At 35.0% G+C, this 14,519-nt stretch carries 13 protein-coding genes, 1 tRNA gene, 1 other RNA gene and 1 riboswitch; of the genes, 8 read left to right on the top strand and 7 right to left on the bottom strand.

Annotation, left to right across the window (positions count from 1 at the left end; translation table 11 throughout):
• Window positions 1-69 precede the first annotated feature (69 nt).
• Window positions 70-168: riboswitch (TPP riboswitch) on the top strand.
• 35 nt (window positions 169-203) lie between these two features.
• A complete protein-coding gene (gene thiC / locus PMT9312_RS08790; RefSeq protein WP_011377246.1) occupies window positions 204-1,574 on the top strand; it encodes a phosphomethylpyrimidine synthase ThiC in 1,371 nt (456 codons plus the stop codon).
• A gap of 13 nt (window positions 1,575-1,587) precedes the next feature.
• Here thiC and tkt read toward each other — a convergent pair whose 3' ends face one another.
• From tkt to acpP, 3 genes are read right to left on the bottom strand one after another with little or no spacing between them, the layout of a single operon-like run.
• Entirely contained in the window at window positions 1,588-3,594 is a 2,007-nt protein-coding gene (tkt, locus tag PMT9312_RS08785; protein ID WP_011377245.1) for a transketolase, read from the bottom strand.
• 43 nt (window positions 3,595-3,637) lie between these two features.
• Window positions 3,638-4,882, bottom strand: a complete 1,245-nt coding sequence (fabF, locus tag PMT9312_RS08780; RefSeq protein WP_011377244.1) for a beta-ketoacyl-ACP synthase II — start codon at window positions 4,880-4,882, stop codon at window positions 3,638-3,640.
• Window positions 4,883-4,888: 6 nt separating this feature from the next.
• Window positions 4,889-5,128 carry an acyl carrier protein gene (gene acpP / locus PMT9312_RS08775; RefSeq protein ID WP_011377243.1) on the bottom strand — a complete coding sequence of 80 codons (240 nt, stop codon included), beginning with the start codon at window positions 5,126-5,128 and terminating at the stop codon, window positions 4,889-4,891.
• 133 nt (window positions 5,129-5,261) lie between these two features.
• Here acpP and psaC point away from each other — a divergent pair, with 133 nt between their 5' ends.
• The gene (psaC, locus tag PMT9312_RS08770) at window positions 5,262-5,507 is read left to right on the top strand and encodes a photosystem I iron-sulfur center protein PsaC (protein WP_011377242.1); all 246 of its coding nucleotides are present in this window, start codon (window positions 5,262-5,264) and stop codon (window positions 5,505-5,507) included.
• Between the two features lie 80 nt (window positions 5,508-5,587).
• Window positions 5,588-7,483 (top strand): glutamine--fructose-6-phosphate transaminase (isomerizing), encoded by a 1,896-nt coding sequence (gene glmS, locus PMT9312_RS08765; protein WP_011377241.1) that lies wholly within the window; start codon window positions 5,588-5,590, stop codon window positions 7,481-7,483.
• 32 nt (window positions 7,484-7,515) lie between these two features.
• Here the strand turns inward: glmS and rimM are convergent, their stop codons facing one another.
• Complete coding sequence (rimM, locus tag PMT9312_RS08760; RefSeq protein ID WP_011377240.1) at window positions 7,516-8,055, bottom strand: ribosome maturation factor RimM; 540 nt, start codon at window positions 8,053-8,055, stop codon at window positions 7,516-7,518.
• Between the two features lie 24 nt (window positions 8,056-8,079).
• Here rimM and PMT9312_RS08755 point away from each other — a divergent pair, with 24 nt between their 5' ends.
• The gene (locus PMT9312_RS08755) at window positions 8,080-8,265 is read left to right on the top strand and encodes an NAD(P)H dehydrogenase subunit NdhS (protein WP_011377239.1); all 186 of its coding nucleotides are present in this window, start codon (window positions 8,080-8,082) and stop codon (window positions 8,263-8,265) included.
• A gap of 3 nt (window positions 8,266-8,268) precedes the next feature.
• Here the strand turns inward: PMT9312_RS08755 and PMT9312_RS08750 are convergent, their stop codons facing one another.
• Window positions 8,269-9,018, bottom strand: coding sequence for a ribonuclease III family protein (locus tag PMT9312_RS08750; protein ID WP_011377238.1), 750 nt, complete (start codon window positions 9,016-9,018; stop codon window positions 8,269-8,271).
• A 21-nt stretch (window positions 9,019-9,039) separates the two neighbouring features.
• Window positions 9,040-9,419: RNase P RNA component class A (gene rnpB / locus PMT9312_RS09390), an RNA gene on the bottom strand.
• Between the two features lie 38 nt (window positions 9,420-9,457).
• On the opposite strand from rnpB, the gene PMT9312_RS08745 reads away from it, so the two are divergent.
• The 3 genes from PMT9312_RS08745 (at window position 9,458) to PMT9312_RS08735 (ending at window position 10,429) form a co-directional block, all read left to right on the top strand.
• Window positions 9,458-9,531 (top strand) — tRNA-Arg (locus PMT9312_RS08745).
• Window positions 9,532-9,609: 78 nt separating this feature from the next.
• On the top strand, window positions 9,610-9,942 hold the full coding sequence (locus PMT9312_RS08740) for a hypothetical protein (protein ID WP_011377237.1): 333 nt from the start codon (window positions 9,610-9,612) through the stop codon (window positions 9,940-9,942).
• A gap of 31 nt (window positions 9,943-9,973) precedes the next feature.
• Entirely contained in the window at window positions 9,974-10,429 is a 456-nt protein-coding gene (locus tag PMT9312_RS08735; RefSeq protein WP_011377236.1) for a hypothetical protein, read from the top strand.
• On the opposite strand, the gene PMT9312_RS08730 is transcribed toward PMT9312_RS08735, so the two are convergent.
• Window positions 10,422-12,968, bottom strand: coding sequence for a glycogen/starch/alpha-glucan phosphorylase (locus PMT9312_RS08730; RefSeq protein ID WP_011377235.1), 2,547 nt, complete (start codon window positions 12,966-12,968; stop codon window positions 10,422-10,424). The genes PMT9312_RS08735 and PMT9312_RS08730 overlap by 8 nt on opposite strands.
• Before the next feature lie 152 nt (window positions 12,969-13,120).
• Here PMT9312_RS08730 and PMT9312_RS08725 point away from each other — a divergent pair, with 152 nt between their 5' ends.
• Entirely contained in the window at window positions 13,121-14,488 is a 1,368-nt protein-coding gene (locus PMT9312_RS08725) for a cation:proton antiporter (RefSeq protein ID WP_011377234.1), read from the top strand.
• Window positions 14,489-14,519 lie beyond the last annotated feature (31 nt).

The raw sequence follows: 14,519 nt of genomic DNA, 5'->3' as shown, positions 1-14,519 counted from the left end.
TAAATAAAATTATTTTATTTAATTTACGCAATATGTGATGACTATTTTTTAGAAAAGAGCTATCAATAAGATTAATACTAGGGGTGCTGGGAAATTTAACTTAGCTGAGATCATACCCTTTGAACCTGAATCATTAATCCTGATTCAGGGAAGTGGAAATTTGATCAAACTTTAGTAATAAAACTTTTAAAAATTTATAAATTATGAGAAGTTCCTGGATTAAGCCTCGCCTAGGCAAAGACAATGTAACTCAGATTAACTTTGCGAGAAATGGATATATTACTGAAGAAATGGATTTTGTTGCTAAAAAAGAGAATCTACCAGCTTCTTTAATAATGGAAGAAGTTGCAAGAGGAAGATTAATCATTCCAGCTAATATTAATCATTTGAATCTTGAGCCAATGTCAATAGGTATTGCTTCTAGATGCAAAGTTAATGCAAATATTGGTGCTTCCCCTAATGCTAGTGATATTAATGAAGAAGTAGAGAAGCTCAAGCTAGCCGTTAAATATGGGGCTGATACGGTTATGGATCTTTCTACAGGAGGAGTAAATTTAGATGAAGTGCGGAAAGCAATTATTCACGAATCACCTGTCCCTATAGGAACAGTTCCTGTTTATCAAGCTTTAGAAAGTGTACATGGCTCAATAGATAGACTAACTGAAGACGATTTTCTTCATATTATTGAAAAACATTGCCAGCAGGGCGTAGATTATCAAACTATTCATGCTGGATTATTAATAGAGCATTTGCCAAAAGTCAAAGGAAGAATTACTGGAATTGTAAGTAGAGGGGGTGGTATTTTAGCTCAATGGATGTTGCATCATTTTAAGCAAAATCCTCTATATACAAGGTTTGATGATATTTGTGAGATTTTTAAGAAATATGATTGTACTTTTTCTCTAGGTGATTCACTCAGGCCTGGATGTTTACATGATGCTTCTGATGATGCTCAGCTAGCCGAATTGAAGACCTTAGGAGAACTTACTAGAAGAGCTTGGGAACATAATGTTCAAGTAATGGTTGAGGGCCCTGGTCATGTTCCTATGGACCAAATTGAGTTTAATGTGAGAAAGCAAATGGAAGAATGTTCAGAAGCTCCCTTTTATGTACTTGGTCCATTAGTAACAGACATATCTCCTGGTTATGACCATATATCAAGTGCTATTGGAGCGGCAATGGCAGGTTGGTATGGGACTTCTATGTTATGTTATGTAACACCAAAAGAACATTTAGGTCTCCCAAATGCAGAAGATGTACGCGAAGGATTAATTGCTTACAAGATAGCTGCTCATGCTGCTGATATAGCAAGACATCGAGCTGGAGCTCGTGATAGAGATGATGAACTTAGTCATGCAAGGTATAACTTTGATTGGAATAAACAATTCGAACTCTCATTAGATCCAGAAAGAGCAAAGCAATACCATGATGAGACACTACCTGAAGAAATCTTTAAAAAGGCCGAATTTTGTTCAATGTGTGGACCTAAACATTGTCCAATGAATTCGAAAATTTCTGATGAATCTCTTGATCAACTAAAAGATAAACTTGAAGAATGTAATTCTTCAGTGTAATTATCAATAATGCTTATAGAATTTCCTTTGTTTTATTTACAACGTTTTCAACTGTAAATCCAAAATTTTTCATACACTCGCCACCAGGTGCTGATGCACCAAACCTATCCATAGTAATACAAATCCCATCAAAACCTGTATATTTATGCCAACCAAATGAATGGGCAGCTTCTACTACAACTCTCTTAGTCACACTATTAGGTAAAACACTTTCTTTGTAAGATTCTTCTTGTTCTTCGAAAAGTTCTATGCATGGCATAGAGACAACTCTAGTTTTTTTACCTAAGTTTGAAATCTCCTTACTTGCTTCAATACAAAGATTTAGTTCACTTCCAGTTCCAATAAATATTAAATCTGGTGTTCCTTCGCAATCAGCAACTATATATCCTCCTAGTGCAACTTTTTCAATTGAAGTGTTTTCTTGATTAGGCATACCTTGTCTACTTAAACAAAGGGCAGAAGGTCTTTTGCGATTTTTAATAGCAAGCTTATAAGCTCCACTCGTCTCATTTCCATCTCCTGGTCTGAAAACTAGCATGTTAGGCATGGCTCGAAGAGAAGGGATAGTTTCAATAGGTTGATGTGTTGGACCATCTTCGCCTACACCAATTGAATCATGGGTTAATACATAGATAACTCCTAATTCGCTAAGTGCTGAAAGTCTCATTGAACCTCTCATATAATCCGCGAAAACAAGGAAGGTTCCACCATAGGGTATAAGACCGCTATTGTGATATGCAATACCATTAAGTACTGCTGCCATTGCATGCTCTCTTACTCCAAAATGTAAATATCTTTTTTCAGGACTATGAGGCTGGAATGATCCTGTTTCTCCTTTGATATCTGTATAGTTAGAGTGAGTTAAATCTGCTGATCCACCAATTAATTCTGGTAGGTTAGGACCTAGAGCACCTAAACATATTTGTGAATGCTTTCTGGTAGCTAAACCTTTATCATTAGGTGTATAAGATGGGAGATCTGAATCCCAATTCTCAGGTAATTGGCCTTTTAACATTCTTTTTAATTCGGCTCCTTCAGAGGGATATTTTTTCTGATATTCTTCAAATCTAGAATCCCATTCTTTCTCTAAGTTTTCGCCCTTGTCTATTGATTTTCTGAAATGTTTATATACTTCATCTGGAATTTCAAATGGAGGATATTCCCAATTTAAAAACTCTCTGGTTAATGAAGCTTCTTCTTCTCCAACAGCTGCACCATGAATTCCTGCAGTATCTGATTTATTAGGAGAACCATAACCTATTGTTGTAGAGATTTTTATAATAGAAGGTTTGTTTGTAATTGATTTTGCTTTTTCGATAGCTTCAGTTATTCCTTTAACATCATGATTACCATCTTCAACATGTTGTACATGCCATCCATAAGCTTCGTATCTTTTTAAAACATCTTCAGTGAAAGAGACATCTGTACGTCCATCAATTGTAATTTGATTATCGTCATAGAGCGCAATTAATTTTCCAAGCTTAAGGTGACCAGCTAATGAGCAAGCCTCTGATGCGATACCTTCTTGATTACAGCCGTCACCCATTATGACGTAAGTATAATGATCAACGATATTGCAATCAGGCTTATTGAATTTGGCTGCTAAGTGAGTTTCAGCTATTGCTAAACCAACTGCATTAGAAATACCAGCTCCGAGAGGTCCAGCTGTAACTTCAACTCCCTCAGTTTCGAATGTTTCTGGATGACCAGGAGTTTTTGATCCCCATTGTCTAAATTCTTTAATATCTTCTATGGAAACTGATTTGTATCCTGTTAGATGAAGCAAGGAATATAACAACATACAGCCATGACCAGCTGATAATACAAAACGATCTCTATTAAACCATTTTGGATTATTGGGGTTGTGATTTAGTATGTTTTGCCATAGTGCATAACCCATAGGAGCACATCCCATTGGTAAACCAGGATGCCCACTATTAGATTTATTTACTGCATCTACAGCAAGCATTCTTATACTATTTACACAGAGTGATTCTATTGAAACAGATGCAGCAACCATTTTTTTAAAATAAGATAATTTGGAAATACAGAATTGGTTGTCTTCAATTCATTTTGCTAAAAGCAAGGCAAACATTGTGACCACCAAAGCCGAAAGAATTAGAAAGAGCTACTCCCAGTCGAGCTTCTCTTGCATTATTTGGTACATAATCTAGATCACAATCAGGATCTGGATTGACGTAGTTAATTGTAGGAGGGATAAAATTATGTGTCAAAGAAAGTATACAAGCAACAGCTTCTATACCTCCTGAACCTCCTAGGAGATGACCAGTCATCGACTTAGTAGAGCTTACAGGAATAAGGTAAGATCTGTCTTTAAAAATAGATTTAATTGCAGAAGTTTCATTTTTGTCATTAGCTGATGTACTCGTTCCATGAGCATTTATGTAATCAACTTCGTCAAGACTGATAGAACTGTCTTCAATTGCTAGTTTGATAGCCTCTGCACCTCCAACTCCACCTGGAGAGGGAGCAGTGATGTGATGAGCATCGCATGTTGTTCCATATCCAATAATTTCTCCATAGATTCTTGCATCCCTTTTTTGAGCATTCTCTAAAGTTTCTAACACAAGAATGCCGGAACCCTCTCCAATAACAAAACCGTCTCTTTCAGCATCAAAAGGTCTACTAGCTGTCTGGGGACTTTCATTCCTGAATGAAAGAGCTTTGGCACTGGCAAAGCCAGCTACTCCAAGAGGTGTAATACTTGCTTCTGCACCTCCACAGATCATTGCATCTGCTTTTCCAAGTTGGAGTAATCTAAAAGAATCACCAATTGCATTAGAGCCAGCAGCGCAAGCAGTGGAAACAGAGGAACTTGGGCCTTTTGCACCCAAAGCAATGGCAGCTAGTCCAGTTGCCATATTTGGAATCATCATTGGGACTGTAAATGGACTTACTCTTTTTGGCCCTTTATGACTCAGTATTTGAGCTTGACTTTCCATAGTTAGTAAGCCTCCAACACCTGAGCCAATAATCACTCCAATTCTTGATGCATTAGCTTCATTAATTTCAAGACCAGAATCATTAAAGGCTTGCTTTGCAGCAATAACTCCAAACTGTGAGAAACGATCCCACCTTTTGGATTCTTTGGCTTCTATGAAATTTTGAGATTGAAGATTTTTAACTTCTGCTGCAAATTTGCAAGGATGATCTACTGGATCAAACAGAGTGATACCTGAGACACCATTAGCACCTTTTTGAAGACTTAGTAAATATTCATCAATGTTGTTACCAATTGGAGTTACTGCTCCGATACCGGTAATAACTACTCGATGGAAATTTGGCATTCTTAATTAACCTTTTTTTTCTTCGATGAATTTAACTGCATCTCCAACTGTTGCAATGCCTTCAGCTGCTTCATCAGGTATTTCAATATCAAATGCTTCCTCCAGAGCCATCACTAATTCAACAGTATCTAAGGAATCTGCACCCAAATCATTTTGGAAATTTGAATCTGATTTCACTTCTGCTGCTTCAACGCTTAATTGCTCTGAAACAATAGAACAGACTTTTTCGAGGATTTCTTGTGACATAGTTTATGGAATTTACTAATTATCTATAAGATTTTATGCCCTAGAGTTAACAAGAGTGAAGCATATCTTAATTTTTTTAATTTCTTTGTAAGACAATAGTATTATATATCAAGGTTCAAAAGAGAATTTTTACATGTCACACGCAGTTAAAATTTATGACACTTGCATTGGATGCACCCAATGTGTAAGGGCTTGCCCACTTGATGTTTTAGAGATGGTTCCTTGGGATGGCTGTAAGGCTGCCCAAATTGCATCATCTCCTAGAACAGAAGATTGTGTAGGTTGTAAAAGATGTGAAACGGCCTGTCCAACTGATTTCTTAAGTATTCGTGTTTATTTAGGTGACGAGACTTCTAGGAGTATGGGCCTAGCTTACTAACTTTATAGTGCAGTTTTAAGAGAGTCCATGATTTATTAAATACGCATTTTTTTTCAATATAATTAAAAAAAAATCAGCGTATGTGTGGAATAGTTGCTGTCACTGGTTATAAAAAAGCTTTACCATTGTTAATGAATGGTTTAGAAAAACTTGAGTACAGAGGTTACGATTCTGCAGGTATTGCAATAATAAATTCTGAAACAAATTCTATTATTTGTAACAAAGCAGAGGGCAAACTTAAAAACTTAATAAATACTCTTAACGGTGAAAATATTCTTGGAACTGTGGGTATAGGACATACCCGATGGGCAACTCATGGAAAACCTGAGGTTAAAAATGCCCATCCTCATATCGATAGTTCAGGAAATATAGCGGTTGTTCAAAATGGCATTATTGAGAATTTCCAAGACTTAAAAAATAAGTTAGAGAAAGAGGGCACCATTTTCAATTCTGATACAGATACGGAGGTAATTCCCCATCTAATTGAAAAAGAATTAAATACATTAAGTAGACTTAATCTTGAGAATAATGGTTCAAAATTATTAGTGGCTGTTAGAAATGTAATATCTGATTTAGAAGGGTCTTATGCCTTGGCCGTTTTATGGTCTGGTGCTCCAACCTCTCTAGTAGTTGCAAGAAGACAAGCACCTTTAATTATTGGTTTGGGAGAAGGAGAATTCATTTGTGCTAGTGATACACCAGCTATTGCAAATTTTACAAACATTATCTTGCCTATGGAGGATGAAGAAATAGCTTTATTAACTCCTCTTGGAATAGAAATATATGACACAAACAACGAGAGACAATATCGAAATCCAGTTTCTCTAAAAGTTTCAGACCAAATAATGGATAAGATGAATTTTAAACACTACATGTTAAAAGAGATATATGATCAGCCAGGGACAGCAAAAAACTGGTTGGAAAATTATTTAATACAAAATTTAGAAGAGGGCCAATATGAAATTAAATATCCATTTGATACAAAGTTTTTTGAATCAATTGAAAGAATTGAAATTATCGCTTGTGGTACAAGTAAACATGCTGCAATGGTGGGTAGCTTTTTATTAGAACAATTTGCAGGTATTCCTACAAATGTTTTTTATGCAAGCGAATTTCGATATTCACCACCTCCACTTCTGCCAAATACATTAACTATTGGAGTCACTCAATCTGGAGAAACTGCTGACACAATTGCAGCTATAGATATGGAAATTAAAAGACGGTCTTCGATTGAAGATAAAAACTTTAAACCCAATCTTATTGCAATAACAAATAGAAAAGAGAGCTCTATAGGAAGGCAGGTTTCAAATGTAATTGATATCTGTGCAGGAATAGAAGTTGGAGTTGCGGCAACAAAAACTTTTTTTGCACAATTACTTTCTTTTTATGGATTAGCTATAAAATTTGCGCAAATTAAAGGTAGTCGAAGCTCAGATGAAATAGGTAAATTAATAACAGAACTTATAAAACTGCCTCCATTAATAGAAGATCTTTTAGAGCAGCATAATAAATCTTCTGAAAAGTTAGCACATGATTTTTTTAATATTAAAGATGTTATCTTTTTAGGAAGAGGTATAAATTATCCTATTGCTCTTGAAGGAGCGTTAAAACTCAAAGAAATTAGTTACATACATGCGGCTGGATATCCAGCTGGTGAAATGAAACATGGTCCAATAGCTTTGTTAGATAAAAAAGTCCCTGTAATTTCTATTGCCTCCCCTGGTGAAGTTTTTGATAAAGTCATCAGTAATGCTCAAGAAGCAAAAGCTAGAGATGCATATTTGATTGGGATTGCTCCTGAGTCTAATGGAACTGAAATCTTTGATTATTTAATGAAAGTTCCTTCTTCTATTGAATGGATTTCACCTTTACTTAATATAGTGCCTTTACAATTATTGAGTTACCATATTGCAGCTCATAGAGGACTTGACGTAGATCAACCAAGAAATTTAGCTAAAAGTGTAACTGTGGAATAATTAGTTTCTTACAAACTTTTATCTTTTAAAATTTATAGATCTAAAAGTCCATTTGGAGGATTGATGATTAGAAAATTATTTTTTATATCTACTAATGGAACAATTTCTTTAACAAATGGTATTAGAACTTTTTTTTTATTTTTAAATAGTTCAACAACAAGTAAATTATTTTTCTCATTTTCTAAATTAATAACTTTCCCAATTATTTTTAATTCTTCATTTTCTAAAGTCTTCACTTCCAAATTTATAAGTTCCAACAAGTGGAATTCTTCCTTTTTTAATTTTGGTAGTTTATTAGTTTTTACAAGAATTTTACATTTTTTAAGTCGCTCTGCTTGATTTCTATTATTTATTCCTTGGAGCTTAATGATAAAGGTTTCTTTCCCAGGCTGTTTGAAACCAGAGGTAAGTTCTATTTTTGAAGGGGGTTCATTTTCTTTTTGCAACCATCTAATTCCTGGTTTTAAAAATCTTTCTTCAAAATCACTTAAAGATTTAACTTTTAATTGTCCATTAATTCCATGACATGATGTTATTAATCCAACAACCAGCCATTTATTATTATTTATCATATATTGTATTAGATAAAATGTTTTATGGAATTATCGAATAAACCCATTCTCCCTGGTTCTTTTGTTGTTGTAAAAGACACTAACTCTATATACAGAGGATATAAAGGATTTGTACAAAGAGTTACAAAAAGAAGTGCAGCTGTTCTGTTTGAAGGAGGTAATTGGGATAAACTCATTACTTTTCAGCTAACCAATTTAGAAATATTATAAAAATTAGATTTTACCTATAGTTATAAATTTTTCTATTAAAACTTTAGCTGCATTTGTTTCTGCTTGTTTATGGGATTTGCCGAATGCAGACGATTCTTTTAATCCTTCGACAAATATATCGCAAGAAAATCTTTTAGGGTCCCCATTTTTTTTTGAGACTTCAATTATTTTATAGACTGGCAAATCAAAACCTTTACTTTGACACCACTCTTGTAATACTGTCTTGGATTTAAACTTATATGGAGCTTTTAAAAATATTTCTGAATCTTCCTCCCAAATATCATCTAACCAAAGATTTACTTCTTGAATCGAATTAAAGCACTTGTAAACGGCACCGATTAAAGCTTCTGTAGCTTCACCAATAATAGTATTTTTTGAATTTTGATCACCAAGAGCTTTAGGTCCTTTAATTATTAATTTCTCTATATCAATTTTTCTCCCTAATTTAGTTAACCATTCATCACTTACAATTTGTGCTCTTAGCTCTGATCTTTCCCCTACACTCATTTGAGGATAATTTTTCTCAATAAAATTAGAAGCAGCTAATCTGAGTACTGCATCTCCGAAGAATTCTAATTTTTCATAATTTATTATTTTATCTTCTGAGGAATGGATAAATGCTTGATTAAAATCTTGAATTACTGAAATATTTTGTTTTCTAATTATCTCAGAAAATCTTTCTGATTTAATATTTAAAGATTTTAAAAAAGTAGTTATTTGATTAATTCTCTTTCCGTTAATTATATTTTTCATATGATTTAAATAATCACAATAATTAGAAAGCAGGTCATAAGCCGGGTTCTGTTCATCTTAATTCAGATGGACAATCATCTATCTAGGGCTGGAATTACTTCACAGTCTCAAGCGGCGCTTAAAAGTAGATTGTGTAATGGTCATAAATCTACTAAGCCTTGCTCCCTGCCGGGGTTTACCTAGCCAACACTTCTCAATGTTGCTGGTGCGCTCTTACCGCACCCTTGCACCCTTGCCATACATAAAGTATTAGGCGGTATGTTTCTGTGGCACTATCCTCACGGTTACCCGCACTGGGTATTACCCAGCAAGCCTGACCATGTGGGAGCCCGGACTTTCCTCAAAAAAGTTTTATTTTGGAAACAAAATAAAACTTTTTTGCGATTGCCTCTCCTGCTTTCATTTAGCATAGTGCTTAATACTCCAAAAAGCATCTATTGGGGCTGTAGCTCAGCAGGATAGAGCAACGGTTTCCTAAACCGTAGGTCGTGGGTTCGACTCCCGCCAGTCCCGTTAAATTAAAAAACTATATGTAGTATGTGTGCAAACTTGCTACTCTCTAGCTAGCGTATAGATAGTAATAAATCTTTTATGGCTAAGTTGCATGATATGCGTTTAAAGCTCTTAATTCAACAAGAGCATGAACGTATTTCTAAATCCCAACCTAATGATTTAGATCTTTCAATAGTTCAAGCAAGATGTTTATGCTGGCTTGCTTTATTGGCTGAAGCTCACGAAGATCAAGCCAATGATGCTGAAAAAAGAGGTGATGCCGAACAAGCAATGGGATGGTTTGCTGATTCTATGAGACTAAGAGATGTCATTAACTTAGTTACTAGTATTGAGATACCTTTACCAGATAGTCCAGATTCTCTTGATGAAAATGACGAATTATTGGATGGTCCTACAATTTTGCCTAAATAGTGAGATGATATAAGAAGAGTTATTTATTCTTTTGGCTGAAGAACCTTGTCAATGCTCTGATTGTCAGAGATTTTACAAAGAGCATGATCGTCTGATTAGAGAATTTCCCACTTTTAAGCAGCAACAAGAATTAAATTGGGCTTCAATTCAATCATTTAGAACTCTTTGTAATAAGGTTACTAATGAATTGCAGAAGCAATTATCTGAAAGTGAATCCAATGTAGATATCAGCCCAAAAGAAAAACATATTTCTGTTGAAGATATAACTGAAGCATTAGATGAACTTGAAAGTGTTAATGCTTATTTATATTCAATTGAAGCATTAATGGAAAGAATTTTTGATACAAAAATTTCAAAAAATATTGAATCAAAATTTAAAGAGATTGCATGCGAATTAGCACCAGACCCATTAAATGTGGATAGGATAATTTTGAATAGATTATTTCATCAAACCCCAGATTTACCAGATAGGAATAATATTAATTAGTTAATTCTTCTACATTGCATGTGATTTCTACAGGCATTGGAGATACTTTCCAAATTGATTTGCAGTATTCTCTAATAGATCTATCTGATGAAAAATATCCTGATCTCGCGGTATTTAATAATGCCATTTTATTCCAGGATTTTTTATTATTCCAGCATTGACTTACTTCATCCTGTTTATTTAAGTAATCTTCGAAGTCAGCCATTACAAAGAATGGATCATGTCCAGTTAAGCTATTTAATAAAGGTTTAAATAATTCTTTATCACCGTTACTAAAGTGCCCTATTTCAATTAAACGTATAACCTCTTTTAGTTCCGGACATTTGTTAATGAAAGTTTGGGGCGAGTAATTATTATTTTTTAAATCCATAATTTCACTTTCAGTTTTTCCAAAAAGGAAGAAATTTTCTTTTTTTACAAGATCTCTTAATTCAACATTAGCCCCATCTAAGGTTCCAATAGTTAATGCCCCATTCATAGCAAACTTCATATTTCCAGTCCCAGATGCTTCTTTCCCTGCAGTTGAAATTTGTTCTGAAAGATCCGTTGCAGGATAAACGATTTCACCAAGCTTTACATTATAGTCTGGTAAAAAAACAACTCTTAGTAGACCATCCATATCTGGATCAGAATTCACTACATCAGCAATACCATTAATAAATCTAATCATTAGTTTTGCCATGAAATAACCTGGGGCAGCTTTACCTCCAAATATTATTGTTCTGGGCACTTCATATTTGTTCGTACCATTTTTAATTCTTAGATATTGAGCAATAATTTGTAGAGCATTTAAATGTTGTCTTTTATATTGATGGATTCTTTTCACTTGAACATCAAATAAACTTGCTGGATCAACAAGGATGCCCGTTTTTGAATGGATAAAACTAGCTAATTTTCGTTTACCATTTAATTTAGTTTCTTCAAATTTATGTAAAAAATTTGTATTGTCTTTTTTCTCTTCTAATTTTTTAAGAAGATCCATATTTGTTATCCAATCAGGACCAACTTCTTCCTCTAGCAGGTTAGATAATGATGGATTTGATAGAGCAACCCATCTTCTTGGAGTAACTCCATTAGTAACATTTGAGAATTTTTCAGGCCATAGTTCTGCAAATTCAGGAAGAAGTTGTCTTTTTATAAGATCTGAGTGAAGAGCTGCAACCCCATTTATATGATGTGCTCCAATTGTAGCTAGGTGAGCCATTCTTACTGATTTGGATCCTTCTTCATCAATTATTGAGAGCTTTTGAAGGATTTTGTCATCACCAGGATAACGTAGTCTTAATTGTTGTAGGAATCTCCAATTAATTTCATAAATAATTTCTAGATGACGAGGAAGGAGGTCACTAAATAAACCTAAATCCCATTTCTCTAAAGCTTCTGGAAGGAGTGTGTGGTTGGTATATGCGACTGAAGAGGTAGTTATGCTCCAAGCCTTATCCCAACCAATATGATATTGGTCAATAAGAAGTCGCATTAATTCAGCTACTGCAATAGCAGGATGAGTATCATTTAGTTGTACTGTCCAATTTTTAGAAAACTCTGTTATTGGTATTGACCTTTTTTCAAGGCTTCTCAACATATCTTGCAGAGAACAACTTACAAAAAAGTGCTGCTGTTTGAGCCTTAATCTTCTACCTTCATCAGTTCCATCATTGGGATATAAAACTTTTGAAAGTGTTTCAGATGCAACTTTTTCTTCTACTGCTCCATAGTAATCGCCAATATTGAAGGCATAAAAGTCAAAACTTTCAGTCGCATCAGCTCTCCATAATCTTAATCTGTCACATGTATTTACTCTGTATCCTAAAACAGGAACATCATGAGGTACTCCAATTGCATGTTCTGAAGGTATCCATCTTGATCTGTAGTTACCTTTATCATCTCTATAACTTTCAGTTCTACCTCCAAAACCAACAAAACATGATTCGTCTGGTTGTGGAAGTTCCCATGGCCATCCACCTTTGAGCCATTTGTCAGTAACTTCAACTTGCCAACCATCTCTAATTAACTGGTTGAATATGCCAAATTCATAACGAATACCGTAACCAACTGCTGGTACTTGAAGGGATGCTAATGATTCCATGTAACATGCAGCAAGTCTGCCAAGTCCACCATTACCTAATCCTGGCTCTTCTTCTACCTCAAGAATAGTTGCCAATGATTCAATGCCAAATCTTTTTAATGCAACTTCTGCCTCTTGTGTTATGCCAAGATTAAGGAGGTTATTACTTAATTGAGGACCTATTAAAAATTCAGCTGATAAGTATGCGACAGTTTTTTGTGGTTTTTTTCTAATGGCCTCTTGACTGGCTAAATATCTTGTCATCAACCTATCTTTGACTGCGTAACTTAGAGCCATATACAAGTCGTGAGGACTTGCGGAAGTAGCTAATTTTCCAAGAGTATAAAAAAGATGTGCAGTCATTCCTTGAAAAACAGCATCAGAATCCATGCCAGCTTTCTCAGGATCTAGATAGCAGCCTGGTGTAGGCAAGCGTAGATCAAAGGGTTTGTTGGGATTCATTGGATTAGCCATATATCAGACAATAGCCATTTTTCCCAAAATTTCTTAGTTGTAACTTCAGATCCACACTTGTTGAGTATTTTTGCTTTTTTTTACATAGTTCTTAAAGTGGGCCCTCAATAAACTATCTTCCAGTTAGATAGTTTATTTTTTTTGCATTTCAAATGTATCCTTTACTTGCTGAATTAAGTGCTCATGATTTAGAAGTTGCTGAAACACTTATAGGAGTAATACGATTTCTACTGATATTTTTAGCTGCAAGAGCATTAGCAGAAGTACTAGTAAGACTCAGTTTGCCGACTATTGTAGGTGAGCTTCTTGCAGGGGTTGTAATAGGAGCATCAGGATTCCATTTGTTAATACCACCATCAGCTGGAACTGAACTTAATGGAGGTCTTGTAAATGTTATAAGTTCATTAGCTTCAATTCCCCCGGAAGCAGTGCCTGATGTTTACTTCGAAAGTTTTCCATCCCTCCAAGCAGTAGCAACACTTGGGTTATATGCACTTTTATTCTTAACAGGATTAGAAAGTGAGTTAGAGGAATTAGTAGCTGTCGGTGCACAGGCTTTTACTGTTGCTATGGCTGGGGTAATTTTACCGTTTGCCTTTGGAACTCTGGGATTAATGTTTATTTTCCAAGTAGATCTTATTCCAGCAGTTTTTGCTGGAGCATCTATGACAGCAACAAGTATAGGAATTACTGCAAGTGTTTTCGGTGAATTAGGATATTTGAAAACTAGAGAAGGACAGATTGTTATTGGTGCAGCAGTTCTAGACGATATTTTGGGAATTGTTATTCTCGCAGTTGTTGTGGCACTTGCTGCAGGAGGTTCTCTAGAAATTGCTCCTATCGTTAAATTAGTTGCAGCAGCTGTAGTATTTGTTATTGCGGCTATAGCATTAAGTAGAACAGCAGCCCCAGGTTTTGATTGGCTTTTAGATCGATTAAAAGCTCCTGGAGCTGTAGTGGTGGCATCTTTTGTGATACTTGTGTTGTGTTGTTTTGTTGCTACAGCCATTGGATTAGAAGCAGCTTTAGGTGCTTTTGCAGCTGGATTGATCCTTAGTAGTTCTAAAAATAATCATGCAATTCAACAATCCGTTTTACCTTTAGTATCTTTATTCGCAACTATTTTCTTTGTATTAGTGGGAGCTGGTATGGATCTATCAGTTATCAATCCACTGGATCCAACAAGTAGATCAGCACTTGTAGTTGCAGGATTTTTATTAGTTGTTGCAATTATTGGAAAAATTGCAGCAGGATGGGTATTTTCAAGTGATAAACCTACAAATAGATTAGTTGTGGGTTTGGGTATGATGCCTAGAGGAGAGGTTGGTTTAATTTTTCTTGGGCTAGGAACAAGCGCTAAGTTATTAACTCCTTCTCTTGAAGCGGCTATTTTATTAATGGTTATTGGAACCACATTTCTTGCACCTGTTCTCTTGAGAATTGTTCTAAAAGATAAGCCTCCAAGTGATGGCAATAAAATTTCAGATGATGTTGCAGCTGATCCTGTGGGTCTTCGTTAGGAAATAAGTTTATTAGAATCAATTAACATAA

It is taken from the genome of Prochlorococcus marinus str. MIT 9312 (assembly GCF_000012645.1).
Classification (GTDB): Bacteria; Cyanobacteriota; Cyanobacteriia; order PCC-6307; family Cyanobiaceae; genus Prochlorococcus_A; species Prochlorococcus_A marinus_L.
This window is presented reverse-complemented; position numbering and strand designations above follow the sequence as displayed.

Excerpts from the sequence above, each read along its gene's own strand:
- thiC (WP_011377246.1), top strand. The coding sequence starts at position 204 with ATGAGAAGTTCCTGGATTAAGCCTCGCCTAGGCAAAGACAATGTAACT.
- tkt (WP_011377245.1), bottom strand. The coding sequence starts at position 3,594 with ATGGTTGCTGCATCTGTTTCAATAGAATCACTCTGTGTAAATAGTATA.
- fabF (WP_011377244.1), bottom strand. The coding sequence starts at position 4,882 with ATGCCAAATTTCCATCGAGTAGTTATTACCGGTATCGGAGCAGTAACT.
- acpP (WP_011377243.1), bottom strand. The coding sequence starts at position 5,128 with ATGTCACAAGAAATCCTCGAAAAAGTCTGTTCTATTGTTTCAGAGCAA.
- psaC (WP_011377242.1), top strand. The coding sequence starts at position 5,262 with ATGTCACACGCAGTTAAAATTTATGACACTTGCATTGGATGCACCCAA.
- glmS (WP_011377241.1), top strand. The coding sequence starts at position 5,588 with ATGTGTGGAATAGTTGCTGTCACTGGTTATAAAAAAGCTTTACCATTG.
- rimM (WP_011377240.1), bottom strand. The coding sequence starts at position 8,055 with ATGATAAATAATAATAAATGGCTGGTTGTTGGATTAATAACATCATGT.
- PMT9312_RS08755 (WP_011377239.1), top strand. The coding sequence starts at position 8,080 with ATGGAATTATCGAATAAACCCATTCTCCCTGGTTCTTTTGTTGTTGTA.
- PMT9312_RS08750 (WP_011377238.1), bottom strand. The coding sequence starts at position 9,018 with ATGAAAAATATAATTAACGGAAAGAGAATTAATCAAATAACTACTTTT.
- PMT9312_RS08740 (WP_011377237.1), top strand. The coding sequence starts at position 9,610 with ATGGCTAAGTTGCATGATATGCGTTTAAAGCTCTTAATTCAACAAGAG.
- PMT9312_RS08730 (WP_011377235.1), bottom strand. The coding sequence starts at position 12,968 with ATGGCTAATCCAATGAATCCCAACAAACCCTTTGATCTACGCTTGCCT.
- PMT9312_RS08725 (WP_011377234.1), top strand. The coding sequence starts at position 13,121 with ATGTATCCTTTACTTGCTGAATTAAGTGCTCATGATTTAGAAGTTGCT.